The organism is Caulobacter sp. FG7 (assembly GCF_057808875.1).
Map to the genome: position 1 here is coordinate 235,050 of NZ_JBMDIW010000002.1, position 26,038 is coordinate 261,087.

Annotated in this window: 25 protein-coding genes and 1 tRNA gene; 14 read left to right on the plus strand and 12 right to left on the minus strand. The window is 67.6% G+C overall.

The window, feature by feature from the left end; all coding sequences use genetic code 11:
- Positions 1 to 106: 106 nt before the first annotated feature.
- The 5 genes from ACODR1_RS02920 to ACODR1_RS02940 are packed head-to-tail and all read left to right on the plus strand — an operon-like array spanning position 107 to position 5,851.
- Complete coding sequence (locus tag ACODR1_RS02920) at positions 107 to 742, plus strand: hypothetical protein (RefSeq protein WP_488879116.1); 636 nt, start codon at positions 107 to 109, stop codon at positions 740 to 742.
- The gene (locus ACODR1_RS02925; RefSeq protein ID WP_488879117.1) at positions 739 to 1,134 is read left to right on the plus strand and encodes a DUF6950 family protein; all 396 of its coding nucleotides are present in this window, start codon (positions 739 to 741) and stop codon (positions 1,132 to 1,134) included. Before ACODR1_RS02920 ends, ACODR1_RS02925 begins: the two co-directional genes overlap by 4 nt.
- Positions 1,134 to 5,366 (plus strand): phage tail protein, encoded by a 4,233-nt coding sequence (locus ACODR1_RS02930; protein WP_488879118.1) that lies wholly within the window; start codon positions 1,134 to 1,136, stop codon positions 5,364 to 5,366. The genes ACODR1_RS02925 and ACODR1_RS02930 overlap by 1 nt, the downstream gene beginning before the upstream one ends.
- 10 nt (positions 5,367 to 5,376) lie before the next feature.
- Complete coding sequence (locus ACODR1_RS02935; RefSeq protein WP_488879119.1) at positions 5,377 to 5,505, plus strand: hypothetical protein; 129 nt, start codon at positions 5,377 to 5,379, stop codon at positions 5,503 to 5,505.
- A 13-nt stretch (positions 5,506 to 5,518) separates the two neighbouring features.
- The gene (locus tag ACODR1_RS02940) at positions 5,519 to 5,851 is read left to right on the plus strand and encodes a hypothetical protein (RefSeq protein WP_488879120.1); all 333 of its coding nucleotides are present in this window, start codon (positions 5,519 to 5,521) and stop codon (positions 5,849 to 5,851) included.
- Here ACODR1_RS02940 and ACODR1_RS02945 read toward each other — a convergent pair.
- Positions 5,848 to 6,471 (minus strand): hypothetical protein, encoded by a 624-nt coding sequence (locus ACODR1_RS02945; protein ID WP_488879121.1) that lies wholly within the window; start codon positions 6,469 to 6,471, stop codon positions 5,848 to 5,850. The two genes, ACODR1_RS02940 and ACODR1_RS02945, sit on opposite strands and share 4 nt — an antisense overlap.
- A 146-nt stretch (positions 6,472 to 6,617) precedes the next feature.
- Here ACODR1_RS02945 and ACODR1_RS02950 point away from each other — a divergent pair, with 146 nt between their 5' ends.
- Genes ACODR1_RS02950 through ACODR1_RS02970 form a run of 5 tightly spaced genes read left to right on the plus strand, consistent with a single transcriptional unit; the run spans position 6,618 to position 8,629 of the window.
- Entirely contained in the window at positions 6,618 to 7,082 is a 465-nt protein-coding gene (locus ACODR1_RS02950; protein ID WP_488879122.1) for a hypothetical protein, read from the plus strand.
- Positions 7,079 to 7,426 carry a hypothetical protein gene (locus ACODR1_RS02955; protein ID WP_488879123.1) on the plus strand — a complete coding sequence of 116 codons (348 nt, stop codon included), beginning with the start codon at positions 7,079 to 7,081 and terminating at the stop codon, positions 7,424 to 7,426. The genes ACODR1_RS02950 and ACODR1_RS02955 overlap by 4 nt, the downstream gene beginning before the upstream one ends.
- A 50-nt stretch (positions 7,427 to 7,476) precedes the next feature.
- On the plus strand, positions 7,477 to 7,920 hold the full coding sequence (locus ACODR1_RS02960; protein WP_488879124.1) for a D-Ala-D-Ala carboxypeptidase family metallohydrolase: 444 nt from the start codon (positions 7,477 to 7,479) through the stop codon (positions 7,918 to 7,920).
- Positions 7,917 to 8,348 carry a hypothetical protein gene (locus ACODR1_RS02965; RefSeq protein ID WP_488879125.1) on the plus strand — a complete coding sequence of 144 codons (432 nt, stop codon included), beginning with the start codon at positions 7,917 to 7,919 and terminating at the stop codon, positions 8,346 to 8,348. Before ACODR1_RS02960 ends, ACODR1_RS02965 begins: the two co-directional genes overlap by 4 nt.
- Positions 8,345 to 8,629, plus strand: coding sequence for a hypothetical protein (locus ACODR1_RS02970; protein WP_488879126.1), 285 nt, complete (start codon positions 8,345 to 8,347; stop codon positions 8,627 to 8,629). The genes ACODR1_RS02965 and ACODR1_RS02970 overlap by 4 nt, the downstream gene beginning before the upstream one ends.
- Positions 8,630 to 9,181: 552 nt before the next feature.
- On the opposite strand, the gene ACODR1_RS02975 is transcribed toward ACODR1_RS02970, so the two are convergent.
- The gene (locus tag ACODR1_RS02975) at positions 9,182 to 9,700 is read right to left on the minus strand and encodes a hypothetical protein (RefSeq protein ID WP_488879127.1); all 519 of its coding nucleotides are present in this window, start codon (positions 9,698 to 9,700) and stop codon (positions 9,182 to 9,184) included.
- A 173-nt stretch (positions 9,701 to 9,873) separates the two neighbouring features.
- Between ACODR1_RS02975 and ACODR1_RS02980 the strand changes: the two genes are divergently transcribed.
- Positions 9,874 to 10,719, plus strand: a complete 846-nt coding sequence (locus ACODR1_RS02980; protein ID WP_488879128.1) for a DNA adenine methylase — start codon at positions 9,874 to 9,876, stop codon at positions 10,717 to 10,719.
- A gap of 122 nt (positions 10,720 to 10,841) precedes the next feature.
- On the opposite strand, the gene ACODR1_RS02985 is transcribed toward ACODR1_RS02980, so the two are convergent.
- Both ACODR1_RS02985 and cpdR read right to left on the minus strand, forming a co-directional pair.
- Positions 10,842 to 10,916, minus strand: a tRNA-Val gene (locus ACODR1_RS02985).
- Positions 10,917 to 11,024: 108 nt separating this feature from the next.
- A complete protein-coding gene (cpdR, locus tag ACODR1_RS02990) occupies positions 11,025 to 11,381 on the minus strand; it encodes a cell cycle two-component system response regulator CpdR (protein WP_058350243.1) in 357 nt (118 codons plus the stop codon).
- A gap of 152 nt (positions 11,382 to 11,533) precedes the next feature.
- Between cpdR and ACODR1_RS02995 the strand changes: the two genes are divergently transcribed.
- Both ACODR1_RS02995 and typA read left to right on the plus strand, forming a co-directional pair.
- Entirely contained in the window at positions 11,534 to 12,469 is a 936-nt protein-coding gene (locus ACODR1_RS02995; protein ID WP_488879129.1) for an N-formylglutamate amidohydrolase, read from the plus strand.
- Between the two features lie 524 nt (positions 12,470 to 12,993).
- On the plus strand, positions 12,994 to 14,829 hold the full coding sequence (gene typA / locus ACODR1_RS03000; RefSeq protein ID WP_488879130.1) for a translational GTPase TypA: 1,836 nt from the start codon (positions 12,994 to 12,996) through the stop codon (positions 14,827 to 14,829).
- A gap of 276 nt (positions 14,830 to 15,105) precedes the next feature.
- Here the strand turns inward: typA and ACODR1_RS03005 are convergent, their stop codons facing one another.
- From ACODR1_RS03005 to ACODR1_RS03015, 3 genes are all read right to left on the minus strand, one after another.
- Complete coding sequence (locus tag ACODR1_RS03005; RefSeq protein ID WP_488879131.1) at positions 15,106 to 18,087, minus strand: TonB-dependent receptor plug domain-containing protein; 2,982 nt, start codon at positions 18,085 to 18,087, stop codon at positions 15,106 to 15,108.
- Positions 18,088 to 18,497: 410 nt separating this feature from the next.
- On the minus strand, positions 18,498 to 19,808 hold the full coding sequence (locus ACODR1_RS03010) for a PQQ-dependent sugar dehydrogenase (protein WP_488879132.1): 1,311 nt from the start codon (positions 19,806 to 19,808) through the stop codon (positions 18,498 to 18,500).
- Positions 19,808 to 20,059, minus strand: coding sequence for a GlsB/YeaQ/YmgE family stress response membrane protein (locus tag ACODR1_RS03015; RefSeq protein WP_101717094.1), 252 nt, complete (start codon positions 20,057 to 20,059; stop codon positions 19,808 to 19,810). Before ACODR1_RS03015 ends, ACODR1_RS03010 begins: the two co-directional genes overlap by 1 nt.
- 322 nt (positions 20,060 to 20,381) lie before the next feature.
- On the opposite strand from ACODR1_RS03015, the gene ACODR1_RS03020 reads away from it, so the two are divergent.
- Positions 20,382 to 21,536, plus strand: a complete 1,155-nt coding sequence (locus ACODR1_RS03020) for an aminotransferase (protein ID WP_488879133.1) — start codon at positions 20,382 to 20,384, stop codon at positions 21,534 to 21,536.
- Between the two features lie 182 nt (positions 21,537 to 21,718).
- On the opposite strand, the gene ACODR1_RS03025 is transcribed toward ACODR1_RS03020, so the two are convergent.
- Genes ACODR1_RS03025 through ygiD form a run of 5 tightly spaced genes read right to left on the minus strand, consistent with a single transcriptional unit; the run spans position 21,719 to position 26,037 of the window.
- Positions 21,719 to 22,507 (minus strand): polysaccharide deacetylase family protein, encoded by a 789-nt coding sequence (locus ACODR1_RS03025; RefSeq protein WP_488879134.1) that lies wholly within the window; start codon positions 22,505 to 22,507, stop codon positions 21,719 to 21,721.
- Between the two features lie 32 nt (positions 22,508 to 22,539).
- Positions 22,540 to 23,103 carry a hypothetical protein gene (locus ACODR1_RS03030; RefSeq protein ID WP_488879135.1) on the minus strand — a complete coding sequence of 188 codons (564 nt, stop codon included), beginning with the start codon at positions 23,101 to 23,103 and terminating at the stop codon, positions 22,540 to 22,542.
- Positions 23,104 to 23,162: 59 nt separating this feature from the next.
- The gene (locus ACODR1_RS03035) at positions 23,163 to 24,128 is read right to left on the minus strand and encodes a helix-turn-helix domain-containing protein (RefSeq protein ID WP_116567128.1); all 966 of its coding nucleotides are present in this window, start codon (positions 24,126 to 24,128) and stop codon (positions 23,163 to 23,165) included.
- 6 nt (positions 24,129 to 24,134) lie between these two features.
- A complete protein-coding gene (locus tag ACODR1_RS03040; RefSeq protein ID WP_488879136.1) occupies positions 24,135 to 25,208 on the minus strand; it encodes an acetamidase/formamidase family protein in 1,074 nt (357 codons plus the stop codon).
- A gap of 22 nt (positions 25,209 to 25,230) precedes the next feature.
- Positions 25,231 to 26,037: a 4,5-DOPA-extradiol-dioxygenase gene (gene ygiD, locus ACODR1_RS03045; RefSeq protein ID WP_488879137.1), complete on the minus strand. Its 807-nt coding sequence runs from the start codon at positions 26,035 to 26,037 to the stop codon at positions 25,231 to 25,233.
- Between the last annotated feature and the right edge of the window lies 1 nt (position 26,038).

The window sequence follows — 26,038 nt, forward strand, 5'->3', positions numbered from 1 at the left end:
GCGCCGGTGAAGTGGGGGCGGTTCGCCCGCAGTTTGCAAAGCTAAGCCATAGCTCAACCTCAGGCGCAGCGTCCAACCGGACGTAACGACAATTTTCGGAGCAATCATGTTCGTTTACCCCTCGGCGGCTCAAGCCGCCCTTGAGGATGGGACCGCGCGCGTCCATGGCGCGGTGCGTCTTCAGCTTTCTACTGGCCCGTGGCTGGTCTGGGGCGGCTTCGGCCCCCTGACGCTCGGCGGCGAGGTCTATACGGGCATCGGTGACCGGGGCCTGGTGTCTGTCGCCGCCGGCCAACTCGGCGGGTCCGAGCAGGGCGCGGAATTGACGCTGTCGGGCGTGGACCCCGACGTCATGGCCCTGGTTGACGGCGCCATCGCGCGCGGTGCGCCGGCGGTGTTGTGGGAGCTGATCTTCGACGCCACGGGGGCCAACCTGCTGTCGTCGCGCGTGGTGCTGCGCGGGCGCGTCGACCGCCTGCCGCGCAGGGACACCGTGGGCGGCCCCTCGACGATCGGCGCGACGATCGAGGGCGCCGTTCGGGGTCTTGGTCGCCGTACAGGGCGCATGCGCACCGACAGCGATCAGCGGCTGATCTCCGGTTCGGACGGCGGCATGCGGCACGTGGCCTATGCCGGCGAGATCACTCTCTATTGGGGCGGAAAGCGTCCGGCGACTGCGTCGGCGGCGATCGGCGGCAACGGCGCCTACAACCGCTACGCAGACGTGCGGGCGTCGCTGTGATCCGCGATCTCGACGGTCTGGTGGCCTTCCTGGAGAGCCGCATGCGAACGCCGTTCGCATGGGGGCGCGACGCCAATGACTGCGCCAGCTTTACCCGCGGTGCGATCCTTGCCCAAGGCGGCGCCGATCCGCTGCCCGCCGGCGTGAACTGGACCACGGCGGCAGGGGCGCAGCGCGTGTTGCGTCGCTTCGGCGGGGTGGAAGGCTTCTTCGACGCTCGGCGAACGATCGTCGCCCCGGCTCTAGCGCTACGCGGCGATATTGGCTTGGTCGTCGAGACGACTGGGCCAGCGCTGATGGTCATCGAGGGCGACACCCTAGCGGGCCCTGGTGAGGCGGGCCTGATCCGCCGCCCTCGCGCGGACCTGATCAAAGCCTGGAGCGCCTTCTGATGCGTCGCCGCAATTGGCTGCTCGGGTGCGCATGCGCCGCCGCCTTGCTCTGCGCCTCAACGCCGGCGCGGGCTGATCCGATCACAACCGCCATCACGACCGCGATCGTGGGCAGCATCGGCGCGACCGGCACCGCCGCGTCTATCGCCAGCTTCGTGATCTCGACAACCGTGCGCCTGGGCGCGGCTTATCTGGTCTCGAAGATTACCGGCAAACCGACGGCGTCGGCCCAGGATCGTCAGGCCAGCGTCCTGAGCGTCAATGTCGGCGAAACGCCACGCGAGCTGATTGTGGGGCGGGCCTGCACCGCCGGCAGCCTGCTGCACGCCTTCAACTACGGCGGCGCCAACGGCACTGACTGGGAATGCATGGTCTTCGATCTGGCGGACCATGCGTGCGACGCGCTGGAAGGCTACTACATCGGCGATACCTACTATCCGTTCACCGCGAGCGGCCTTCAGGCGCAGTTCGACGGGTGCCTGGACATCCAGTACGTGAACGGGTCGCTGACACCGGGCGACCCGCCTATCCGGTTCGCCGGCCAAACCGACTGGTCCAACGCGGACAAGTTGGTGGGGGTGACCCACGTTTGGGCCGCCTACAAGGTCAACGAGAAAATCTGGACCGCCGGCCGCCCAGCGTTTCGCTTCGTGCTGCGCGGCAAGCGCATGTACGATCCCCGCAAGGACAGCACCGTGCCGGGAGGTTCGGGGGCGCATCGCTGGAGTAATCCTGCGACCTGGGAGTGGAGTGAGAACGCCGCCGTCTGCCGCTACAACTTCGTGCGCGGGGTCTATGCTGGCGACCAGGTCGACAAGCCCGAGCAACTGCTGTTGGGGCGCGGCCTGACGGCGATCGAGGCCCCTCCCGAGCGGGTCTTCGCCGCCGCAAACGTCTGTGATGAGGCCGTGGCGCTGAAGGCCGGCGGAACGGAACCGCGCTATCGGGTCGGCGGGGTGATCCGGGCCGACGAGACCTTCGACACCGTGGAGAACTATTTCGCCGCGGCCATGGGCGGCGTGATCGTCCAGCGCGAAGGTGGGGTCGAGATTGAGCCCGGCCAAGCCAAGGCCACGGTCGTCGAGATCACCGACGCCGACCTGGTCGTCGGCGAAGAGGTGCAGTTCGAGCGCTTCCTGGCGTCCACCGAGCGCTATAACGCCGTGGTCGGTCGCTATGTCGAGCCCGGTCAGAAATGGGGCGACCATGCCGCCCCGATCCGCCGCGTACTCGCCGATGTGACGACAGACGGCGGTCAGAACCTGGACACGCCGACTTTCAGCCTGGTGACCAGCGGCACACAGGTCCAGCGATGCACCGAGATCACCCGCCGGCTGCACCGGATGGAGCGCCGAGCCACCATCGTGCTACCGCCGCGCTTTGCGGGCCTAGAAGAGGGCGACTGGGTCGGCTGGACGTCCGACCGACGCCATGGCGGCGGCCGGGTCGTATACCGCGTCGAGGCCTGGTCGCGCGCGCCGACCTGGCGCAAGACGCTGGCCCTGCGCGAGATCTCGTCATCCGCTTATACCTGGTCGATCGCCGACGAGATCACGCCGGGGGCGACCTTGCCGCCGGAAGCGGCTCCTCCAGCCGCTCTGAGCTTGGCCGACGTCTCTATCCTTTCGGGCAAGGCGATCGGCAACGACGGATCGGAAACACCGATCGTGACGGCCACATGGGCGACGCCGGTCGATCTTGCGGTCACGGGCATCAGGCTCGAGCTGCGCCGCGCGGGGGAGGCGGAGGTGGCGGCGACCACGGCCAGCACGGCCGAGGCGATCGCCGAAGGCAAGATGATCGCCACGAACGGCGTCGGTTCGGCCCTAGCGATGGAAGGTCGCCTGATCCCGCAGGCCGACCCGTCGCGCGAGGTGCAGCCTTCTGGCTGGATCGCGCTGACCACTACGGGCTCGACCGCCAGCGAGGCGACATCCACCCCGTGGTCGGGCGTCACCGACGACGACGGCAAGCGGCCCGAGGACGGCGCTGATGTCACCGGAAGCCACACAGCAAATGACACTGCGCATGTAGGTGGTCAGGCGACGCCGAGCTTCCTGGCGAGCATCGCGGCCATCGACGGCAAAGCAACGGCAGCGGCAGGCGATGCGGACGCTGCCTTGGCGAGCCTCTTCGCATCCGGTGGCGCCATCAGCCGGATCGGTGCGCTAGAGGGGCAGAGCGCCTCGTTCAGCGACCAGATCGCGATCTTGGATGGTCAGAGCAGCTCTGCGGTTGGCCGGATCCAGTCATTGGAGGCCAAGAACCGAAGCCTGCCGAACCTGCTTGTAAACGGTGATGCTTCGGCCAGCACCGCATCGGATCCGCGCAAGGGCTGGTCGGCCTCGAACCCGGCGATCGTGCCTGGATCCAGCGCTTCAATCCTCAGCTACTGGGTCATCCCGGCCAACACCACGGGCGCCGCCATCTTCATGAGCAGTGACCTCTACTCGGTCTATCCGAGCGTGATGCTGGGCTTCGGACTGAATGGAGATCCTGGCGATAGCCTCACGGCCCGGCTGTCATTCTATGTCGACTGGTATCTTTCCGGCGCCCGGGTTGGAATTGGCGGCGGTTATCCCACGACGTTGAACCGTTCCAACACCGACTTCTTTGATCTTCGCCCCTCGTTCACCGCGACCACGCCAGCCTCCGGCGTGAACCAGTTTCGCGTCGTCATCGGCGTTCCGGCCGGCTTTCCGGGCGGCGCAGTGACCTCGATCATGGCCAACTATGGCACGCCGCTGCCCTTCAACGACAGAGCCACCCAGCGAAGCGCGATGGCCCGCCTGACCAGCGCTGAGCTTGCTCAGTTCAACACCGAAAGCGCGCTTGCCGCCCTGACGACGCGCGTAGGCGTGTCTATGCAGCAAGGTGGGTCAGTGGTCGCCAATGGCCGGTTCGGAGCCTACTCGGCGGCCGCCGGTCTTCCTGATGGCTGGAGCAGTTATGGTGCTGGCTCAACTGCGACGCGCCAGCCCGGGCAAGGGGCGAACTTCGCTGCTCGACTGACGATCGCGGCCGGGGTCGAGGCGGGCTTTGTGCAGCAGATTACGCTGACCCGTGGCCGATGGGTCATTGAGGGGCAGGCTAGCGCCAGCGCATGGACCGGCGCCGGCATCTACGTCTCTCTCGTCAGCACCGGCGCACCAGTCGGCTTCATCGATTTTGACACCGACCCCGACAACGGCGGCGCAGTCTCCGCGTCACTCGCCGGTGTTCGGCGCTTCACCAAGGTCATCGAGATCAGCGAGACCGTCGGTGTCAACTTCTGGGCCATGGGAGGCTTTTCCGTCTTCGGCGCGGTGACGGCCAAGACGATCGACTTCATGGTGGCCGACATCTACCCGGTCGACGCGGCCGTAAAGGCTGGAGACGCCAAGGCCGAAGCCGCGCTCCTGGCCAATGCGACCCTGAGCTCCGAGTTCGCCGGTTTCCGGTCGAGCGCTCAGGCATCGATCGACGACCTGGACGTGATGGTCGGCATCCAGGGTGATGCGCTAGCCGACGCGACGGCGAAACTTGCTGTTGGTCGCCTGGCATTGGTGTCCGATGCTGGTGGCATCGCCCGGCTCGAGCTCGTTTCGGACAGCCATGGCTCCAGCCAGGTGATGATCAGTGCAAAGCAGATCCTTACCGGCGACAACACCGTCTTCGACGACGTGACCGATACGGAGCAGACGACCACCGGACCCCAGCTGCATGTCGTTGCCAAAGGGGCGGCATTCGGCGCGCCGTCGGCCAACCTGCTCGAATGGATCGGGGCGGCCGGTACTGCCTTGTCGGCAATGACCAAGGCCAACGCCTGGTATTACCGCTCGACCGACGCTCCGTTCATGAGCGGAGCAGTCTTGCGTACCTCGGCGGCGCGTCAGGCCTCGATCTCCAGCCAGACCTTCTCGGCGGCAGGGGATTACGACATTGCCGTCGTCGAATTTCCCTATGTCGTCGACGGCGGCTCCTGGGTGTTGTCGCTCGATTACCTCCACAGCGGATCGGGCTCGTACAACAGCTCGATCCAGATCATCAGCGCCGCGCCGAACGGTTCGGATCCGCTCATCCTGCTTGATGGCTTTGGGCCGACATTGGGCGGCGCGACCGGAAAGATCGTCGACCAGGTGTTCAAGCCAAACACCCGCAACGGCCCGCGAAAGCTCTTCCTGCGCCTGCACTATGTGGCCGGCCCGATCACGCTTTCGAACCTCAAGTTCACCGCCATTCACCTCGGATAGGAGAAATTCCATGGCCACAATCGCCATCATCGGCGTCGCGATCGCGGTGCTGATCGCCGTGCTGTTGCTGCTGCACAGGTCGCGGAAACGCAGCCCGCGCGCCGGCGGTGGCGGCGGCGCGGACCGCAACCAGTTCTGAGGAAGGGGTGACCATGCCGCTCGACTTTTCCACCGTCACCGACGAGGAGTTGGCCGCCGAGATGGCCAATCGCGCCCAGGCCCTGGCCCTGGCGAACGCCCTCACCGTCACCGCCCAGTTCACGCCCGCCCTGGTGGCGGTGATGCGCGACGGGGCCAGCAAGACCCTGCCCGAGCTGCTGGCGGTCTTGGAGGCGCAGCCGGCCGTTTCGGGCCAGGGGCTCAATAGCCTTGGCGTGCTGTTGTCGCTGCTGGTTCGCAACCTGAAACAGCTGACCACCGAATGGCAGACGGCGGCCGCACCGTCTTTCGCCCTGACCGGCGCTCAGGTTCCGCCGAGCGGCTAGTCCTGCGCCCTTGGAAGCGGGATGCGGGTCTCCGTTACAACGCCATGCTCGATCGTGGTGACTACAACGTAGGAGCGGTCGCTCGCCAAGGTGACCTCGATAAAGTCTGGCGGAACCTCCCGCTCCACCAGGGCCTCGACGTGGGGCGAGACCTGAGCCGCCACCCAGAGATACTCCGCGACCTGCTGCGGCGTCAGCGGAGCGTTGAGTTCGGAGGAGGGGTCATCGGCGCTCGGCAGATCCAAAGCCACCGGCCGGCTGAGCATGTTGATGACGCCGACGCTCTTCCAACCAAACGACACCGTGCGAGCGTTCGCCCGCGCCTCGTTGATCGCGGCGACCAGGCGTTTGACGCCGGCGATGGCGGCCTTTTCAAGGGCCTCGACGTGTCGCTCGCCAGCCTTCTTAAGCCCGCCAGCGAGGTAGTTGCCGGCGATGAACGCGCCGAGCAACTGGAGCCACCCGGGCGTATCGGCGATGATCTGCAGGGCCTCGTTGGGCCCTGCCAGCGCCATAAGCTCGGCCTCTTCCACGGCTCCGACGACCTCGAGCAGAGCCTCGCGCGTCTCAAGGTAGAAGGGGGCGTCATGGTCATAGACCGTGCCAAGCTGGATCGTCACGCAGCGCCCCTTTCGAGTGATTTTGCCCAGGCCTCTTCGGCCGCCACCTGAGCACAAAAACTGCTGCAGCCGTAGCCCGCACCGTGCGCGATCAGCGCTGACCCAACACCAACACTGTGCCGCGCTGACCGCGGCGGGGGCCCGCCGTGGATCTACCGACCGCGATCGAGAAGTATTGGGCGCACTTCACCCTGGCGGTGGGCGGCGCTTGGGCCGCGCTCCGCGTGCTCATCGAGGCGCGCGACAAGCGCCGTAACGACCAGACCGCCGCGGCGGCCGCCGAGGCGGCGAGCAAGCTGGATCTCGCCCGCTACGCCCAGGAGGCCGCCGCCGAGGTGATCCGGACGCTGCGCGAGGAGATCGCTCGCCTGGCCGCCGAGGTCGACGAGGTTCGTCAGGAGATGCGTGAGATGCAGCAGGAACACACGCGCATGATCGCCGGCAAGGACGCCGAGCTCGCCGTCGAGCGCGGCCGCGTGCGCCAGCTGGAGCAGCGGCTCGACATCTATCGTCGCGTCCTGGCCAGGCACGGCATTCCAGAACCCCTCACCTTCGAAGCCCTCGAGGTCGGGCCTGGCGACCGACTGGTGACGATGGGCGGCGAGCAATGAGCGCCGACCTCGAGAAGGCCGCCCAGGCGGTCGCCGGCGCCGTGACTGGAGAAGGCACGCCTGACAGCGTCAAGGTCAGTCGTCCGACGACCGGGGCGATCTGGGCGCTGTTCGCCGCCGGCGGCGGCCTGATGGCCGTCGTCTTCCTGGTCATCGGGATCCTCACCTGGTGGGGCGTGTGGCCTGAAGCGACGGCGCTGCTGCGCGTCAAGTTCCTGGGCTGGATCGCCCTGGGCGGCATGGCCTGCATCGGCGTGCTGATCTTCGCCCTGGCGAGCCCGTGGGTGGGCAAGGTCTCGGCCGAGGCCGGGCCGGCCAAGTTCGGGATCTCACGGGGCGACTGATCCCCCATGCGAGCGCCGCTCGCATGTCTTTCATCCAAAAGGAGCCTGCCATGCAGCTGAGCGAGCACTTCTCGCTGGCCGAACTGACCGTGTCCGAGAACGCGCGTCGCCTGGGCCTGTCGAACGAACCGCCGCCCGACATCCTGGCCCGACTGCGCACCGTCGCCTATCAGATGGAGCGCGTGCGCCTCGCCCTCGGCGAGAAGCCGATCAGGGTCACCAGCGCCTATCGGTCGCCAGCGGTGAACCGCGCCGCCGGCGGCGCCAAGACGAGCGCCCATCTCGAGGGATGGGCCGTCGATTTCCAGTGCCCCGCATTCGGCTCGCCGCTGCAGGTCGCCGAGAAGATCGCGCGCTCAAGCATCACTTTCGACCAGCTGATCCACGAGCACGGCGTGTGGGTGCATCTGTCGTTCGATCCCAAGCGCCGCGGCCAGTTCCTGACGATCGACAGCCGGGGCACGCGAAGCGGCTTGCTGGAGGCGCGGTCGTGAGCCTGTTCGACAAGATCCGGACCGCCGGCTGGCAGATCGCAGCCATCGCCGGCGGCGTCGCGGCTCTTGGCCTGGCCGGCGCGGTTGTCTTCGGCCAGGCGCAGCTGAAGGCCGCGCGGGCCGATCGCGACCAAGCCAGGGCGTCGATCGAGACGCCGGTCACCGGCTGGGCCGCCCGCCTCGGCGCGTGCAAAGCCAATCAGGCGACGCTGGAGACCAGCCTGCGGGACCAGAACGCCCAGGTCGACGCCGCCGGCAAGGCTAGCGCCGAGCGGCTGGCGGCGGCCTCCAAGGCCCTGACCGCCGCCCAGCGCGACGCGGCGCAGGCTGAGGCCAAGGTCGCCGCTTTGATGAAGCCCCTGGACGGCTTCGACACCTGCGCCCGGGTGATCGAGGCCGATCGTCGCCTGCTGGAGAGCCTGAAATGAAACGAGCCATCCTGATCGTCGTCGCTGGCCTGAGCCTCGCCGCCTGCACCCATGCCGCGGCTCCGGAGCCGATCGTCCGCACCGTGGAGGTCAAGGTGCCTGTGGCGGTCTCCTGCGTGCCGGCCGGGCTCGGAGACGAGCCGGAGTACGTCGACACCGACGCCAAGCTGAAAGCGGCCGCGGGAGCCGAAGACCGGTTCCAGCTGCTGGCGGCCGGCCGGGTGCAGCGGGAGGCTTGGCTCAAGTTGGTGCGACCGGTGCTGAAGGGTTGTCGAAGGTGACCGATTTCTGGGGATGAAGGCCATGCCGAAAGACGCGGGCGCATGCCCGCGTCTTGATCTCCGGGCGGATCCGCATTTCTATGTGGTGCGGGTCACCTCGACGGTGGTGCCAGCCACCGTCGAGGTTTACCTCAGCGCTTGAGTGCCGCGGCGCCGATCAGCAGAGCGATCGCCGCGAGCACCAGAAGGCCGGGGATTGTGATGGTGATGTCCATCATCTCAGTCCTCGGTTTTCAGCGGGCTTTTTGCGCCCGCCCTAATGCTCACCCGCATTTCCGGGACTAGCAAGGATCGTTCCTGAAACGTTCCTGTGAACGGAGGACGGTTATCCACCGCCCTCGCCTAACGTCGATCGCCAGCGACTGACACGTGGGGCCCACCCTTCTTCCCGCAGCACGTGCAGCGCAGCTTGCTGCGCACCTCGTAGGGCCGCATCCAGTCGCCGCATCGCCGGCGGATCGTCGCCTTGGGCCAGGTGACCTGGTAGCCGCAGGCGCACTGGATCCGCAGCCAGGCGAGCTTGCCGGTACGCGGATCCATGTCGGCCATGCGTCACCCGCGCCGATCGACCGCCTGCTGCCGCGCCGCCCACCACTCCTGGCGCTGCCGGCGGATCAGATCGATCCCCATCTCGGTCTTCCAGCGCTCGATGTCGTCGATCCACGCCTCGGCGATCTCGGGCGCCCAGCCATAGATTGCGGCGCGGATCCGCAGGCGCTGGGCGCTGACCGCCCAGGTCGACAGCGTCTGCTCATCGGGCGTCGGCGTCGTGCTGTATCCGCCCAGGGTGCACCCGTGAATGCCGACTACCGCGCAGGCCGGGCACTTGGCGCGGGCCCATAAGTCCGACATCGAGGCGAACGGCCAACGGCCGAACATCTGCAGGATCCGATCGGTGTAGATCCGGTCGCGCCAGCCGCAGGCTTCGCAGCGCACGCCGTAGGACCATTCCTTGTAGACCGCCTCGACCAAGAGCTCGCCCAGCCAGGTCGGCGGCCGGTGCTTGATCTTCACGCCATCGTTCCAGCCGAGGTCGTCCCTATCGCCCGGCCGAGGTCCCGTGATCGCCATCGGCGGTCTCCTCCGATCCGAATTCCCCACCCGGTCAGGGACGGGGCAAGGCGCGCGCCAACGCGCCCCACCGACGAGTCGCTCCCTCGTCACGCACCGCCGTCGATCGCCGACGGCCCGTCCGCCCCCAGCCCGGGGCGCGGACTCCTACGCGTCCACAGGAGCTCCCGCAATTGGTTTGTTCTCACAATGTTCTCACCTCGGTTCCACCCGCGGAGCCGGCCGCCCCCTGGATCGGCGGCAAGCGCCACCTGGCTAAGCGGATCTGCGCCATCCTCGCAACGACGCCCCACGCCGCGTACTGCGAGCCGTTCGTTGGCATGGGCGGGGTGTTCCTGCGCCGAACGCTCCGGCCTGAGCTCGAGGTGATCAACGACGCCGCCGGCGACGTCGTGAACCTCTTCCGGGTGCTGCGCGGCCATCCCGAGGCGCTGCTGCGCGAACTGCGCTGGCGGCCGGCCATGAGGCCAGAGTTCGACCGCCTGCAGGGCACGCGGGCCCAGGACCTGACCGATATCGAGCGGGCGGCCAGGACGCTCTACCTGCAGCGTCTGGGCTATGGCGGCAAGGTCAAGGGCCGCACCTTCGGGGTCGATCCGGTCAGGGCGCACAACTTCGACCTCGGCCGGCTGGAGCAGCGCCTGATGAGGATCCACGACCGCCTCGCCGGCGTCGTCATCGAGCACATGGACTGGTCGGAGTTCATCCCGCGCTATGACCGCGCCGGCACGATCTTCTATCTGGATCCGCCGTACTGGGGCTCGGAAGATGACTATGGCTCCGGGCTCTTCGCCCGGGCCGACTTCGAGCGCCTGGCCGAACTACTGCGCGGAATCCGCGGCCGCTTCCTGCTGTCACTCAACGACGTGCCGGACGTGCGAGCGGCGTTCGCATGGGCCGAGGTCCTGCCGGTGACCACCACCTACTCGATCGGCAATGCCGCCGGCGACGCCCCTGAGCTGCTGATCAGCAACGGCCTCGAGCTATCCCCGGCAGCAGCGCAGGCGACGCTGTTCTAGGATTTGCAGGTGTTTAGCCAGCGCCATTCTGGGAAGCATTTAGGGAAGCAACGGCCGAAAGGCCGTGTGGCCCGATTAGCCCAAATAGCGCTAAGCGCTTGATTTCATTGAAGAAAGGGGGATGGTGGACGCGACAGGGATTGAACCTGTGACCCCTACGATGTCAACGTAGTGCTCTCCCGCTGAGCTACGCGTCCGCCGAAGCGATCCGAAGCGCCTTCGTGAAGGCGTCCCGGCCGGGAAGGTGTGGGGGTATAGCGGCGGCTTTCGCGTCGCGCAAGCCGCCTTGAAAACTTTTTCGCGCCCTACGCCGCCATCATCTTTTCGACCTCGGAAACGAGGTCGCGCAGGTGGACGGGCTTGGACAGCACCTTGGCGCCGGCCGGCGCGCGGTCCTGGGCCGAGAGGGCCACGGCGGCGAAGCCGGTGATGAACATGATGCGCAGGGCCGGGTCGCGGGCGGCGGCCTGGCGCGCCACTTCGATGCCGTCCATGCCGGGCATGACGATGTCGGTCAGCAGCAGGTCCCACGGATGCTCGAGATGGCTGACAGCCTCTTCGCCATCGGCGCAGGCGGTGACTTCGAAGCCGGCCCGTTCCAGCGCCCGGGCAAGAAAGCCCCGCAGCGAGTCGTCGTCTTCGGCGAGGAGGATGCGGGCCATGTCGCTTACGTGTCCGTTGGAGCTCGTCTCTGGAAAGCCGAATCTTATGTCCGGGACGGTAAATCGCCGGTGAACCGACGCAGACCGTCCACAGATACGACAGGGCGCGAGGGCATTTGACCGCAAGCCCGGCGCCCTCGACTATGTGACGCATGAACGCATGGGACCCGATCACGCCGGCGACGGCCTCCGCCTCGAGCAGCGCCGGCGGCGCGCCCGGGCGCGAGCCGGCGTTCGAGGCCGTGCGGGCCGCGCCGGACGGCTCGCCGCCGCCCACGCCCGTGGTGTTCGCCTCCCCCCATTCGGGCGCTCTCTATCCATCGGAGATGATGGCCGCCGCCCGCCTGCCCGAAGCAGTGCTGAAAGGCTCGGAGGACGCCTTCGTCGACCGGCTGATCGCCGGCGCGCCGATGCGGGGCGTGGCGACGATCCGCTCGCGCCTGGCCCGCGCCTATATCGACCTCAACCGCGACCCGTGGGAACTGGATCCGGCGATGTTCGAGGACGACGCCCTGCCGGAGTTCGCCCGGGGGCGCACCGCGCGCGTCGCCGCCGGCCTGGGGGCGATCGCCCGCGTCGCCGACGGCCGGCCGATCTATGTGCGCAAGCTGACCTTCGAGGAGGCCAAGGCCCGGGTCGAGTACGGCCACCGCCCCTATCACGACATGCTCGACCGCCTGCTGGCCCAGGCCCGTTCCGCCCATGGCCTGGCCGTGCTGATCGACTGGCACTCGATGCCGGCGGCGGCCACGCGCGGCACGCGGGCGCGGGCGGGCGGCCCGTGCGACATCGTACTGGGCGACCGCTTCGGCGCGGCCTGCGCGCCGGACCTGACCAAGCTGGTCGAGGAGGCGCTGGAGGCCCTGGGCTATCGCGTGGCCCGCAACAGCCCCTATGCCGGCGGCTACACCACCGAGCACTACGGCCGCCCCGCCCGCCGCACCCACGCGCTGCAGATCGAGATCAACCGCGCGCTCTACATGAACGAGACGACCCGCGAACCGACCGAGGGCCTGGCCGTGCTGGCCGCGCACGTCGAGCAGCTGACGACACAGCTGACGCGAATGGACTGGACGGCGCTGAAGTAGGGGAAATGGGGCCGGCGCGGCGGCCTCGCCGCCCGCAAACCGCCGCAAAGGGCTGCAAACTCGCGCCCCGTCGGGCTCAGGCCAAAAAAAAAGCCCGGCGGTAAGGCCGGGCTAGTTCATTAGGGAGGAAACGCCCAGGAAGGGCAGAGGCGGCAGCGCCGCCTCACACCTTGCTTATAGGGTGCGCTGCGAAATCGAGCAAGCGGAAAGTTGGACAACGTTGTCGAATTTTCCGCGTCAACATGAAGCAACCCTATGCACAGCAAGGATCGGAGAACGCCGATCTTCAAGCTTGACCATAAAATAGGCATTGTTGCGCTGCAGCATTAGTTGCCAAAGAAACGACACCCGCCCGAAACCACCTCAAACCCGGTAGGAATAAGGGTTTGAGAGATGACACCGGTAACCGCGACATAAGGCGCCTTACGCACGGGGTGGATAAACGCAGCGCAGTCGCGTAAAAGCCGCGCGCCTGACGCGCGCAGCGTCTCATCCGATTTTCTCCGAAAGCCCGCCGTCCTCCCATGTCCATGCGAAATATCGCCATCATCGCGCACGTCGATCATGGCAAGACCACCCTCGTCGACCAGCTGCTGGCCCAGTCGGGCGTGTTCCGCGCCAATGAGGCGACGACCGAACGCGCCATGGACTCCAATGACCAGGAGCGCGAGCGCGGCATCACCATCCTGGCCAAGTGCACCAGCGTGCTCTGGAACGGTGAAGCGGGCGAAACCCGCATCAACATCATCGACACCCCCGGCCACGCCGACTTCGGCGGCGAAGTCGAGCGGATCCTCGGCATGGTGGACGGCTGCGTCCTGCTGATCGACGCCGAAGAAGGCGTCATGCCGCAGACCAAGTTCGTGCTGACCAAGGCGCTGAAGATGGGCCTGCGCCCGATCCTCTGCATCAACAAGGTCGACCGCGCCCACGCCGACCCGGACCGCGTGCACAACGCCGCCTTCGACCTGTTCGCCGCCATCGGCGCCACGGACGAGCAGCTGGACTTCCCGCACATCTACGCCTCGGGCCGTTCGGGCTGGGCCACGCTGGACATGAACGTGCCCAGTGACAACCTCGCCCCGCTGTTCGACCTGATCGTCCGCCACGTGCCGGAACCCAAGCAGATCGCCAAGAAGGACGAGCCGTTCCAGATCCTGAACGTGCTGATCGAAAGCGACCCGTTCCTGGGCCGCCTGCTGACCGGCCGTATCGAGAGCGGCAAGGCCGTCCCGGGCATGGCCATCCACGCCCTGGACCGCAACGGCAAGGAAATCGAGCGCGGCCGCATCACCAAGGTGCTGGCCTTCCGCGGCCTGAAGCGCCAGCCGATCGACGAGGGCGCCGAAGCCGGCGACATCGTCGCCATCGCGGGCATGTCCAAGGCGACCGTGGCCGACACCCTGTGCGCCATGGAAGTCACCGAGGCCCTGCCGGCCCAGCCGATCGACCCGCCGACCATCTCGATGACCGTCTCGGTCAACGACAGCCCGCTGGCCGGCCGCGAAGGCGACAAGGTCCAGTCGCGCGTCATCCGCGACCGCCTGCTGAAGGAAGCCGAGTCCAACGTCGCCATCCGCGTGACCGAGAGCACCGAAGGCGACGCCTATGAAGTGTCGGGCCGCGGCGAACTGCAGCTGGGCGTCCTGATCGAGAACATGCGCCGCGAAGGCTTCGAGGTCTCGATCTCGCGTCCGCGCGTCGTGTTCCAGGCCGATCCGGAAACCGGCAAGCGCCTCGAGCCGATGGAAGACGTCATGATCGACGTCGACGACGAATTCTCGGGCATCGTCATCGAGAAGCTGTCGCTGCGTAAGGCCGAGCTGAAGGACATGGGTCCGTCGGGCGCGGGCAAGACCCGCATCCAGCTGACCGCTCCGTCGCGCTCGCTGATCGGCTACCAGGGCGAGTTCCTGACCGACACGCGCGGCTCGGGCGTGCTGAACCGCGTGTTCAGCCACTACGAAGCCTACAAGGGCGCCATCGACCAGCAGCGCAAGGGCGTGCTGATCAGCAACTCGGACGGTGAAACCGCGGCCTACGCGCTGTGGAACCTGGAAGAGCGCGGCACCATGTTCGTCGGCGCCGGCGAGAAGACGTACCAGGGCATGATCATCGGCGAAAACGCCCGCTCGGATGACATGGACGTCAACCCGATGAAGGCCAAGCAGCTGACCAACGTCCGCGCCTCGGGCAAGGACGAGTCGATCCGCCTGACCCCGCCGCGGAAGATGACCCTCGAGCAGGCCATCGCCTACATCGAGGAAGACGAACTGGTGGAAGTGACCCCGAAGAACATCCGCCTGCGCAAGCAGACCCTGAACCCGTCGTTCCGCAAGAAGCGCGTGAAGGAAGACTAGTTCTTCCCAAGCTCCTTCGGGATCTGAAACGGGCCGCCGACCTTCGGGTCGGCGGCCTTTTTCGTGGTTGACCTGCTCCTCCCCCGCCTGCGGGGGAGGGGGACCGCGAAGCGGTGGAGGGGGCAAGACTGGGCGCTGCGGCGGCGGTCGCCCCCTCCGTCACGCTGCGTATCCGCAGCGCGCCACCTCCCCCGCTAAAGCGAGGGAGGAACTTGAAAAGAAAAGGCCGCCGCCCGCGAGGGCGACGGCCTTTCCGGCTTTCAGACCGGGGTGCGCTTACCAGCTGCGCTCGATGCTGAGGAAGCCGCGGCGGCCCCGCAGTTCGTAGCCCCAGATCTCCGAATTGCCGACGCGATAGCTGCTCGAGATCGAGGGCGGGGCCTCGTCGAACAGGTTCTGCACGCCGAAGGTCATGGTCGTCTTGTCGTCGATCACCTTGCGGGCCGAGACGTTGTGATAGGCCATGAACTCGGTGTGGTACTTCACGTGGACGTACTTGTAGTACGTCGAGCCGACCACGTAGTCGTAGCTCGTGGAGGTGGCGTACTTGGCGCTGCCGACGGTGTCGCCGAGGATCTCGGCGTCCGAGGCCTTGCCGGTGATGGTCGACGACCAGGTGTAGGTCCACGGCCCCTTGCGGTACGACAGGCTGGCCTTACCCGAGAAGTCCGGACCGTCGTAGATGTAGGTCGTGCCGTTGTAGTCGTCCTCCTCGGTCTCGCCGAACAGGTTCGAGGTGTCCTGCAGCTGCCAGCTGAACTGGCTGTTGAAATAGAGCTGCCCGCCGTTGTCGAAGTCGTGGCGGTAGTCGGTGGTCAGGTCGATCGCGCGGCTCTTCTGCGAGGCGACGTTGACGTAGTCGTTCTTGACCAGGGTCAGCAGGTGCGTGGTCGGGTCGCGCGTCACCAGCTGGCAGAACGGGCTGGAGAGGCCCACCGACTCGTAGCAGCGCGAGGCGATCTTGGCCGCGCCGAACTGGGTGATCTCGTTGCTGATGTCGATGTCGGCATAGTCGACCGCGACCTTCAGGTTGATGAAGCTCGGGGTGAACACCACGCCGATGGTCTTCGATTCCGAGGTCTCGGCCTTCAGGATGCCCTTGCCGCCGCCGGCCGTGACCAGGGTGGAGTAGCTGGCCTGGGTGGCCGACACGCCCTGGGCGGCGCAGTTGGTGACGATGGTCTGGCTGGCGCCGCTGCTGCCGTAGAGGATGCAGGGGTCGGCGACGCTGTAGCCGGTCTGGTCGGCGAGATAGAGTTCATACAGCGACGGGGCGCGGAACGAGGTGCCGTCGCTCATGCGCAGGCGCCAGGTCGGGGTGATCTGCCAGTTCACGCCGATCTTGTAGGTGTCGCTGTCGCCGTAGCTGTCGACCTCGGTGTGACGGCCCGAGACCTGCAGGTCCAGGCTCTTGACCAGGAACAGGTCCTTGAGCACCGGCACGTCGATTTCGGCGAAGGCTTCCGTCGTCGTGTCCGTGCCGAAGGTGTGGCCGGCGCGGGTCAGGTTCCAGTTGTTGTTGTTCAGCGACGCCGTGCCCGGGCTGTCGTCGAAGTCGTCGTGACGCCAGGTGAAGCCGAAGGCGGCCCCGACCTTGCCGGCCGGCAGGCTGAACAGTTCGCCCGAGAAGCTGGCCTCGACCAGCGACTGCTCGTAGGTCGTGTGGCCGACGTCGACCCCGAACAGGAAGGCCCTCTCGGCGTCGGTGAACTGGCCGGCCATGACGCGCGAGCTGAACCACGGGATGCCCGTGGGCAGGGTCGAACAGTCGCCGCCCGAGATCGTCACCAGCGACTGGTTGCAGTACGAGCCCGCCGCGGTGGTGGCGGCGATGGCGTCGCTGTTGATCGAGCTGACCGAATAGGTCCCGTCCGACTTGCCGTACTGGCCGTAGACGTCCCAGTCCCAGCCGCTCAGGAAGCCCAGCTTGGAGCCTTCCAGGAACTTGAAGTCGCCGCGCAGGCCGCCCAGGCCGCGGTAGTAGTCGACCTTCTGGATCGAGTCGTAGGCCACCGCGATGACCGGATAGGCCGTGCCGCCGGCCGCGCCGAAGATGTTGTTCGGGTTGGTGGTGCTGACGGTCGGGAACAGCTGGCGGGCGCCGTTCTGTTCGGAGTTGCGGCGGTTGTAAAGGAACTCGCCATAGGCCTCGACGCCGGCGCCCAGGTCATAGCCGCCGGTCACGTAGAAGCTGGCGCGCTCGACCGGGCTGATGACCGTGGCTCGCTGCCAGACCGACGAGTCGTAGTTGGCGACGCGGTAGGTCTCCGGGTAGTTGGCGCGCGCCACGCGGGCCAGGTTGGCGAAGGCGGCGTTGCTGGCCACGAAGCCCGGCGCGGTGTTGCCGGTGTACGAATAGCTCGTGCCCGGCTGCATGTATTGGAAGTAGCCGCCGTAGCCGCTGGTGTAGGCGACGTTGTTGATCTGGTTGAAGCACTTGTAGTCGCCGGTGGCCGGGTCGGTCAGGTCGACGCGGGCGCCGGTGGTGGTGCTGTAGTAGTTGTCGGCCGAGCAGCTGGTATAGTCGCGGTCGCCGCGACGCTGGGCGTTCTGCTTGTAATAGCTGGCCGAGGCGCTGAGATAGCCGCGCTCGAAGGTCTTGCCCCACGAAGCTTCGGCCGAATACTCCTGGCCGCCGCCGCCCTTGGCGAAGGGCGCGTTGCCGTAGACCCGCACGCGGCCGCCGTCATAGTCGGTCTTGGTGATGTAGTTGACGACGCCGGCCACCGCGTCCGAGCCGTAGATCGACGAGGCGCCGTCCTTGAGGATCTCGACGCGGTCGATCATGGCGTTGGGAATGGTGTTGAGGTCGACCGGGCCGACCGTGCCGCGCACGCCCGACGGCGTCAGGCGACGGCCGTTCAGCAGCACCAGGGTGCGGTTGGCCCCCAGGCCGCGCAGCGAGATGGTGTTCACGCCCGGACCGCCGGTGACGTTGTAGCCCGTCAGTTCGTCGGCCACCTGGAACGAGCCGCTGGCCAGCGACGAGCTCTGGATGATCTCGGTGGTGTTGACCAGGCCCTCGAGTTCGCTCTGTTCCGAGGTGATCACCTGGATCGGCGAGGCGCTGTTGTAGGCGTTGCGCTTGATGCGCGAGCCGGTGACGACGATGGCCTCCACATCGACGGCGTCGTCGGCGTTCGAGGCCGCGGCCTTGTCGGATTTGGCCGGAACTTGGGCCTGGGCCCACGCGCCGACGGGCGCCAGCCCCAGGCCGGCGATCACCGACGACGCCAGCAGCAACTTGCGATCAAGCATCTAGAATATGCCCCCATGGATAGGTTTGCGTGGAAACTTCGCCCCTCGCGAAGCTCCCGCCCTGACGGGGTCTTTAAGACGCGGAAGGCGCCGAAGAAGCGCGAATGCGCCTCGCCGATCGACTTTCCACCCAATTTTCCCGGCAAAGCCGCCTTCGACAGCAATAGTTAGCCGCCGAAGATCATGGGCCGAACATTAGTTCGTCACAGTTCGGTCGTTATATCCTGACCGAAAGACATGTATTCTATTTAATAGTTTTATGGATTCACTTTAGAAATACACTGATATCGATGGTTATGATTTCCATCACTGAAGTTGTGAATGACAACGCCTCGCCACTGGAGCCGGATCGGAGGCGCGCGCGAACGCCCGGCTTTTGGGCGCCGAAGGCATTTTCCGGGTGAATCGGATCAGCGCCGCGAGACCCGCCAGATGACGTCGCCGACGTCGTCGGCCACCAGCAGCGCGCCGCGCTTGTCGAACACCACGCCCACCGGCCGCCCCAGGGCCTCGCCGTCGGCGTTGAGGAAGCCCGTCAGCACGTCGCGGGGCGGGCCCGACGGCTTGCCGCCCGCGAAGGGCACGAAGACCACCTTGTAGCCGCTGTGGGGCTTGCGGTTCCACGACCCGTGCTGGCCGATGAACGCCCCGCCCTTCAGCGGCGCGGGGAACGCCGACGCGGCGTCGAAGGTAAAGCCCAGCGAAGCGGTGTGCGGCCCCAGCGCGTAGTCCGGCTTGATCGCCCGGGCGACCAGGTCCGGCCGCTGGGGCTTCACCCGCGCGTCCACGTGCTGGCCGTAGTAGCTGTAAGGCCAGCCGTAGAACCCGCCGTCCTGCACCGAGGTCATGTAGTCGGGCACCAGGTCGCTGCCGATCTCGTCGCGCTCGTTGACCACGGTCCACAGCGCGCCGGAGGTCGGCTCCCAGCCCATGCCGTTGGGATTGCGCAGGCCGGTGGCGAACAGCCGCTTGGCGCCGGTGGCCACATCGATTTCCCAGATGGCGGCCCTGCCCTCTTCTTCGGCCAGGCCGTTCTCGGCGACATTGCTGTTGGAGCCGACGGTCGCGTAGAGCCGCGTCCCGTCGGGGCTGGCGATCAGACTCTTGGTCCAGTGGTGGTTGCGCGGCCCGGCCGGCAGGTCGGTCACCCGCCGGCGCGGCGCGGTGATGGCGGTCTCGCCTTCCTTGTACGGGAAGGCCAGCACCGCGTCGGTGTCGGCCACGTAGAAGGTTTCGCCGACCAGGGCCATGCCAAACGGCGAGTTCAGGCCCGACAGGAAGGTCGAGCGCAGGTCGGCGACGCCGTCGCCGTTGACGTCGCGCAGCAGGGTGATGCGGTTGGCGCTCTTGGTCACCGCGCCGGCCCGCTTCATCACCAGGCCCTGGATCTTGGCCTTCAGCCCCTTGCCGTCCTCGGGCTTGGGCGGGGCGTTGGTCTCGGCGACCAGCACGTCGCCATTGGGCAGCACGTGGATCCAGCGCGGATGATCCAGCTTGTCGGCGAAGGCCTGCACCGCCAGGCCCTCGGCCGGACGGGGCGCTCCGCCGGCCGGCCAGCCCTTGGCCGGCGCGATGTTGACCGTCGGCAGCAGAGTCTTCTTCGGCGCCGGCAGCTGCGGGTTGGCGCCCGTGCCTGCGGCCACGTCGAGCTTGGCCCGCTCGCCGCAGGCCGCCAGGCTCAGCGCCGCCGCGCCCGCGGCGACCAGCAGAAGACGCCGCATCAGGCGCGTCGGCGGAACAGGCCCAGCAGGGCCAGCAGCACCACCGCACCCACGGTCGAGACCACCAGGCTGCCGATCCAACCGGTCGCACCCAGGCCCAGCATGCTGGCCAGGAAGGCGCCGATCAGCGAACCGACAAGACCGACGACCAGATTGGTCAGCAGCCCGTGGTCGCGCTTCATGATCTTCTCGGCCAGCCATCCGGCGAAGATACCGATGATGATCGCGCCAATGAAACCCACGCCGTTCATGCCGTCTTCCTCCTGTTAACCCCTTGGCGTCAGGGAAATGCGCGGGTGCGGCTCAGGTTGCGTGGGGGAAGGAACCTCCCCCTGTGGGGGAGGCGATCGCGCAGCGATCGGTGGGGGAAATCGGCCAGCCGCTCGGAAGCTGAAAACGTCCCCCCTCCGGCCCTCCGGGCCACCTCCCCCAGAGGGGGAGGATCTAGGCCGGCAAGATGCTCCCCCTCTGGGGGAGCTGTCGGCGAAGCCGACTGAGGGGGCCGGCGCGGCGGAAAGTCTTGGCGGTTCGCCAGAGCCGCGCCAAGGTCGCCGGCCACATCACGAGTCCCCCATGGTCCACCCCGTCTTCGCCGACCTGCCCGTCACCGTCTTCGAGGAGATGAGCGGTCTCGCCCGGGAACTGGGGGCGATCAACCTGGGTCAGGGCTTTCCCGACGACCAGGGGCCGCTGGCCCTGCGGCGGAAAGCGGGAGAGGTGCTGATCGAGGGCTCCAACCAGTACCCGCCGATGCGCGGCTTGCCGGAGCTGCGCCGCGCCGTGGCCGCCCACTACGGCCGAACCCAGGGGCTGGACCTGGATCCCGACCGCGAGATCATCGTCACCTCAGGCGCGACCGAGGCCCTGGCGGCGGCCTTTCTCTCTCTGATCTCGCCCGGCGACGAGGTGGTGCTGTTCCAGCCGCTCTACGACGCCTACCTGCCGATGGTGCGGCGGGCCGGTGGGATCCCACGCCTCGTCCGCCTGGCGCCGCCGCACTGGCGGTTCGACCGGGCGATGCTGGAGGCGATATTCAGCGAACGGACGAAGCTGGTCGTACTCAACAGCCCGCTCAATCCGGCCGGGGTGGTCATGGCCGACGAGGACCTGGCCCTGCTGGCCGAGTTTTGCGTGCGCCACGACGTGGTGGCCGTCTGCGACGAAGTCTGGGAGGCCGTGGTCTTCGACGGTCGCGCCCACAAGTCTTTGATGACCTTCCCCGGCATGCGCGAACGGACGGTGAAGATCGGCTCGGCCGGCAAGATGTTCGGCATGACGGGGTGGAAAGTCGGCTTCCTGTGCGCCGCCCCGGCCTTGGCCCGCCCGCTGGCCGGCGCTCACCAGTTCCTGACCTTCACCACCCCGCCCAACCTGCAGGCCGCCGTCGCCTTCGGCCTGGACGAGCCCGGCGACTGGTTCGACGCCATGCCCGCCGGCCTTCAACGCTCGCGCGATCGGCTGGCGGCGGGCCTGCGGGACGTCGGCTTCTCGGTGCTGGACAGCGGCGGCACCTACTTCCTCAACATCGACCTGACCGCCTCGGGGATCAACGAGCCCGACCGCGCCTTCGCCCTGCGGGCGGTGCGTGAGCACGGCGTGGCGGCGATCCCGGTCTCGGCCTTCTATGCCGAAGACCCGGTGACCAGCGTGCTGCGGCTGTGCTTCGCCAAGGGAGATGACGTGCTGGACGCGGCGGTGGAGCGGCTGGCGCGGGCGAAGGGCGGATAGAGCTGCCGCTTCAACACCAAACCCGCCTTCCTGGGCCTTGTGCCCAGGACCCATGGTTCAACCGCTCAGACGGCGCCCGCCTTGGCAAGGTTTGAGCGGCGGCGCGATGGGCCCTGGGCACAAGGCCCAGGGAGGCAAATTAAAGAAGGCACGCTTGAGGTTTGAAAGCCGTCAGCGCCCCATCACGGATGCGCCGCCGCCCAGTCCATCACCTCCTGCAATGGCGCGACCCAGACCTCTTTGGGATTGGCCTTCAGCCAGTCCAGCAGCTCCTGGTGCGCCGGGTTGGAAACCTGCAGGTAGTCGCCGCCCACGCCGTGGAACAGGAACACCGCCACGCCCCCGCCGGCCGCAGCGCTCTTGGCGAAGTCGATGAGCTGGGCGCCGGTGACGCCTTCGGGAAAGCCGCGCGAGGGCACGTGCATCGGATCGATCCGGCGGCCCGCCAGATCCTCCGGCGTCGTCACCACCCCGCGCGCATAGGTGACCAGGTTCGAGGCCCGCAGCGCTTCGAGATAGTCGACGCCGCCGGCCTTGCTGGCCCCGCACGGGGTGGCGAAGCCGTGGCGGGTCTTGCCGTCGATGGCGGTCAGCAGGACGTTCTGCTGCTCGATCTCCTTGAGCAGGCTGGCGGGCGTATAGGCCTCGGCCACGTAGCGCGGATCGGCCGGGAAGTTGGCCGCCGGGCAGGCATGGAAGATCGTGTGGTTGGCCAGTTCATGGCCCTGCACAGCGGCGGCCCGCCAACGCGGAATGTCGGCCGCCTTCACTCCCGACAGGAAGAAGCTGCCCTTGAGGCCCGCCGCGTCGAGCGCCGGGATCGCGTTGTCGAGCTGCGAGGCCAGGGCGTCGTCATAGGTCAGGGCCACGGCCGCCTTGGCCCCGTTCGGCCATGGCGTGGCGTTGGCGATGGATATGCCGCCCAGTGCGCTCAGACCCAGGCTCATGACGATCGCCAGCAGCGTCTTCATCGATGGCTCCCTCCCGGTTCGAGGGCGCGACGCTAGGAGGGGTCGGCGGCCGGCGCAACGCCGGCCTTCGCCTCGTGCGCCTGCCGAGCGTCCAGCTTGGCGCAGTAGCGCTCGAAATGGCGGGTCAGGTCCTTGCCTGGCCCCATGAAAACGTAGTCGCGGTTCTCGTATCCGACGCTCACTATGGCCGCCTTGGCCAGGGTGGCGAAGTAGTCCGCCGGCAGGGCGATGTCGCCGGCGACCGACAGGGTTCCGGGCGTTTCCGGCTTGCCCGGCGTGCGCAGCACCAGCTCGCCGGCCCGCATGATCAGGTCTCCCGGAGCCATCGTCTCGTTGCTCTCCATCTGCGACCTGGCCGTCTCCAGGCGCGCGCCGACCATCCCTGATTTCAGGTTCTTGCAGCCCAGCACCAGCGTAACGTTGCCGCCGTCCGCCCTCGCCGGCCCGATCAGCAGCAGCCCGCCGGTCACGCCATGGGCGACGGTCCAGTGATAAGGGACGCCGTCCAGCGAGAAGTGCTTGTCCTTGGGGGCACGGTCGCTGGGCGCGCACGCCGCCAGCGTCGCCGACGCGATGAGAACGATCCAGGCCCGCATACGACGCTCCCCCTTGCCCCCGTCCGGTCTCCCACGGACAACCGATGCGAGCAAGTCGCCTAAGCCGCCACCCGCTCCTCGTCGCGGACGCTTCGCCGGAAGTCGCGCGGCGAGCAGCCGTATTGGTCGCGGAAGGCGCGGCTGAAATGGGCGCTGCCGTTGAAGCCCCAGCGGAAGCAGATCTCCGAGATCGACAGCCGGGCGAACTGCGGGCTGGCCAGGTCGTTGCGGCAGCGCTCCAGCCGGCGGGTGCGCAGATAGTGGCTGAAGGTCTCCTCCACACCCTCGAACAGCTTCTGCACATAGCGCGGCGAGACCCCCTCCTCGTCGGCCACCCGGCGGATGGTGAGGTTGGGGTCGGGCAGCAGGGTCTCGATGGTCTGGCGCAGGCGCTGCAGGTGGGCGCTGCGGGCGTCGGTCGGCCAGGCCGCGCCGCGCTCCTCGCCGGCCTCCAGCAGGCACAGGCCCAGGAACTCGGCCAGGGCCAGCTCGACGGGACGCAGCTGGTCGACCGTCAGGTCCTCCAGCGAGTCGGCGGTCGAGCGCAGCAGGCCCGACAGGATGTGCTTGACCCCGCCCTCGCCGCGCAGCCGTCCCACTCGCAGGGCGCGCGGCGCGACCAGGCGATGGTTCAGGGCAACGCGCGGGGCGCGGACGAACATCAGCCGGCAGCGGGTGGAAAGGCGCAGGGCCGCCGCCTGGCCGGTAGGGCCAAAGGCGATGTCGCCCACCGTCAGGTCTTCGGCCAGGTCGTCGCTGACCACCGCCGCCTGGCCGTCGAGCAGCACCGCCATCCATACCGCCGCCGGCTGGTTGGTCAGGCGGCCAGAGATGGTCTGGGCCCCGGCGTTGACCAAAGCAAACTCGATGCCCAGCGGGCTGGTCAGGCAGACCACCGAGGTCGAGGCCGGCTCCAGCTCCGACAGCCCCTCGACGGGCAGGCCCAGGCGCGACATGGCCTCGCGCCAGGCGTCCGATCGCTCGGCGCGGGGATAGCTGTCGGTGCTGAACGACCAGGCCCGCAAGGCGGATCAGGCCTTGGTCGGGAAGATGTCGCGCGGAATGCGCACGTGACAGCCCTGCTTGCCGTCGACCACTTGGGTGACGCCGAAGTCGGAGGCCACGCTCATCAGCGAATAGGCGTCGTTCTTGCTCAGCCCCACGTGATCGGACAGCAGGCTCAGCATGTTGAGGGAGGCTTGCTTCATGGCCACGTTCAGGTCCTCGTCGAACCCGTGGACGATCCACCACTTGGGGGTCTCCAGCAAAGGCCCGGGGGTCTCGAAATCCTTGCGAAGGACGATCTGCATCAGGACGTTGAGCGAACTTTCGATCGCGGTGCCTGAAAGTTCGCCATCGCCCTGGCTGACGTGGGGATCTCCGATGGAGAAGAGGCCGCCCTCCACCTGCACGGGATAATACATCGTCGCCCCCGCGCCGATCCGCCAGTTGTCGATATTGCCGCCGTGCAGGCCTGGCGGGATGGTGCTGACGCGGCCGTCGACGGCCGGCGCGACGCCGGCGGTGCCCAGGTGCGGCCGGGCCGGGATGCGCACGCCGGGCAGCGCGCTCTGGCGGTCGCATTCGGGGCAGTTGGTGATCGTGCCGGGCGTCAGGTACTTGCCCGGAAAGTCGTAGGCGTAGAGGGCGCTGGCGGTGTTGAAGTCGGCGTCCAGCTCGTAGATCGTCACCCGCTCCTTCTCGCCGAACTCCTTGTAGAGATAACCCCAGTTGGCCGCGAGGTTGGAGCCGTAGCGGTTGCGCGGAACCATGCGCAGATAGCGCACCTCCAGCACGTCGCCGGGCTTGGCGTCTTCCACGTAGATCGGGCCGGTCATGATGTGGACGCCGGGGTTGCGGTCGTCCTCAGGCACCTGCGTGAAGATCCGCATGACCGCCTCGTCCATCATCAGTTCGGGGGCGTCGCCGGCATGGTGGGTGATGGCCTCGGCCTGGATCAGGTCGCCGCTCTTGATGCGCAGGGCCGGCTTGATCGACGGATCGAAGTAGCCCCAGTGGATAGTCTCGGGCGTGGCCTTCAGGTGATGCAGGGCGCCGGGCGCGACGTCGGGGCGGACCTGGCCGGGTTCGCAGATGAAGGGCATCGGAATCTCCGGAAAATGAGGGTCAGGCTGCCGCCAGCGTGACGCTGGTCATGCTCAGCGAGCCGTGCTCGATGTGGTCGGGGGAAAAGCGGGCGACGTCGCCGGGCAGGCGCGCGCCCAGCACGTAGAGCAGCGGCCAGTAGTGGTCGGGTGTCGGCACGGACCGGCGGGCGTCGTCACCGAGTTTCTCGAACTCGACGGCGGCCAGCGGCTGGTCGTCGGCGATCGCCGCCTTGATCGCCTCGTTGAAGCGCTGCGACCAGTCGTAGGGCGGGCAGTGCCGGTCGCCCCAGTCCATGGCCGGAAGGTTGTGGACGATGTTGCCGGTGCCGACGATCAGCACCCCCTCGTCGCGCAGCGGGGCCAGGCGCTTGCCCATCTCGTAGTGCCAGTCAGGCGACTTGGTCCCGTCCATCGACAGCTGGATCACCGGCACGTCGGCGTCGGGATAGGCCTTGCACAGCACCGACCAGGTTCCGTGGTCCAGCCCCCACTGGCGCTCGTCCAGCACCACCGGGATCTCGGGCGACAGCAGGTCGCGCACCCGAGCGGCCAGCTGCGGCGAGCCCGGCGCGGGGTACTGCACCTCGAACAGGGCGCGCGGGAACGAGGCGCCGAAGTCGTGGATGGTGCGCGGGCTGGTCATGGCCGTCACCCCGACGCCCTTGGTGATCCAGTGGGCCGAGACGCAGAGGATGGCCTTGGGCTTGCCGTGCTTGGCCTCGATCTGCGCGGCCATGGCGCGCCAGGTCTTGGTGGTGTCGTTGGTCTCGAGCGCGATCATCGGACTGCCGTGACCAAAGAAGACGACGGGGAGGCGCGCGGTCATC

Bases quoted from the DNA above. Each gene is read 5' to 3' on its own strand.
- ACODR1_RS02920 (WP_488879116.1), top strand. From the start codon at position 107: ATGTTCGTTTACCCCTCGGCGGCTCAAGCCGCCCTTGAGGATGGGACC.
- ACODR1_RS02930 (WP_488879118.1), top strand. From the start codon at position 1,134: ATGCGTCGCCGCAATTGGCTGCTCGGGTGCGCATGCGCCGCCGCCTTG.
- ACODR1_RS02935 (WP_488879119.1), top strand. From the start codon at position 5,377: ATGGCCACAATCGCCATCATCGGCGTCGCGATCGCGGTGCTGATCGCC.
- ACODR1_RS02940 (WP_488879120.1), top strand. From the start codon at position 5,519: ATGCCGCTCGACTTTTCCACCGTCACCGACGAGGAGTTGGCCGCCGAG.
- ACODR1_RS02955 (WP_488879123.1), top strand. From the start codon at position 7,079: ATGAGCGCCGACCTCGAGAAGGCCGCCCAGGCGGTCGCCGGCGCCGTG.
- ACODR1_RS02960 (WP_488879124.1), top strand. From the start codon at position 7,477: ATGCAGCTGAGCGAGCACTTCTCGCTGGCCGAACTGACCGTGTCCGAG.
- ACODR1_RS02970 (WP_488879126.1), top strand. From the start codon at position 8,345: ATGAAACGAGCCATCCTGATCGTCGTCGCTGGCCTGAGCCTCGCCGCC.
- ACODR1_RS02975 (WP_488879127.1), bottom strand. From the start codon at position 9,700: ATGGCGATCACGGGACCTCGGCCGGGCGATAGGGACGACCTCGGCTGG.
- cpdR (WP_058350243.1), bottom strand. From the start codon at position 11,381: ATGGCCCGCATCCTCCTCGCCGAAGACGACGACTCGCTGCGGGGCTTT.
- ACODR1_RS02995 (WP_488879129.1), top strand. From the start codon at position 11,534: ATGAACGCATGGGACCCGATCACGCCGGCGACGGCCTCCGCCTCGAGC.
- typA (WP_488879130.1), top strand. From the start codon at position 12,994: ATGTCCATGCGAAATATCGCCATCATCGCGCACGTCGATCATGGCAAG.
- ACODR1_RS03005 (WP_488879131.1), bottom strand. From the start codon at position 18,087: ATGCTTGATCGCAAGTTGCTGCTGGCGTCGTCGGTGATCGCCGGCCTG.
- ACODR1_RS03010 (WP_488879132.1), bottom strand. From the start codon at position 19,808: ATGCGGCGTCTTCTGCTGGTCGCCGCGGGCGCGGCGGCGCTGAGCCTG.
- ACODR1_RS03015 (WP_101717094.1), bottom strand. From the start codon at position 20,059: ATGAACGGCGTGGGTTTCATTGGCGCGATCATCATCGGTATCTTCGCC.
- ACODR1_RS03020 (WP_488879133.1), top strand. From the start codon at position 20,382: ATGGTCCACCCCGTCTTCGCCGACCTGCCCGTCACCGTCTTCGAGGAG.
- ACODR1_RS03025 (WP_488879134.1), bottom strand. From the start codon at position 22,507: ATGAAGACGCTGCTGGCGATCGTCATGAGCCTGGGTCTGAGCGCACTG.
- ACODR1_RS03030 (WP_488879135.1), bottom strand. From the start codon at position 23,103: ATGCGGGCCTGGATCGTTCTCATCGCGTCGGCGACGCTGGCGGCGTGC.
- ACODR1_RS03040 (WP_488879136.1), bottom strand. From the start codon at position 25,208: ATGCCCTTCATCTGCGAACCCGGCCAGGTCCGCCCCGACGTCGCGCCC.
- ygiD (WP_488879137.1), bottom strand. From the start codon at position 26,037: ATGACCGCGCGCCTCCCCGTCGTCTTCTTTGGTCACGGCAGTCCGATG.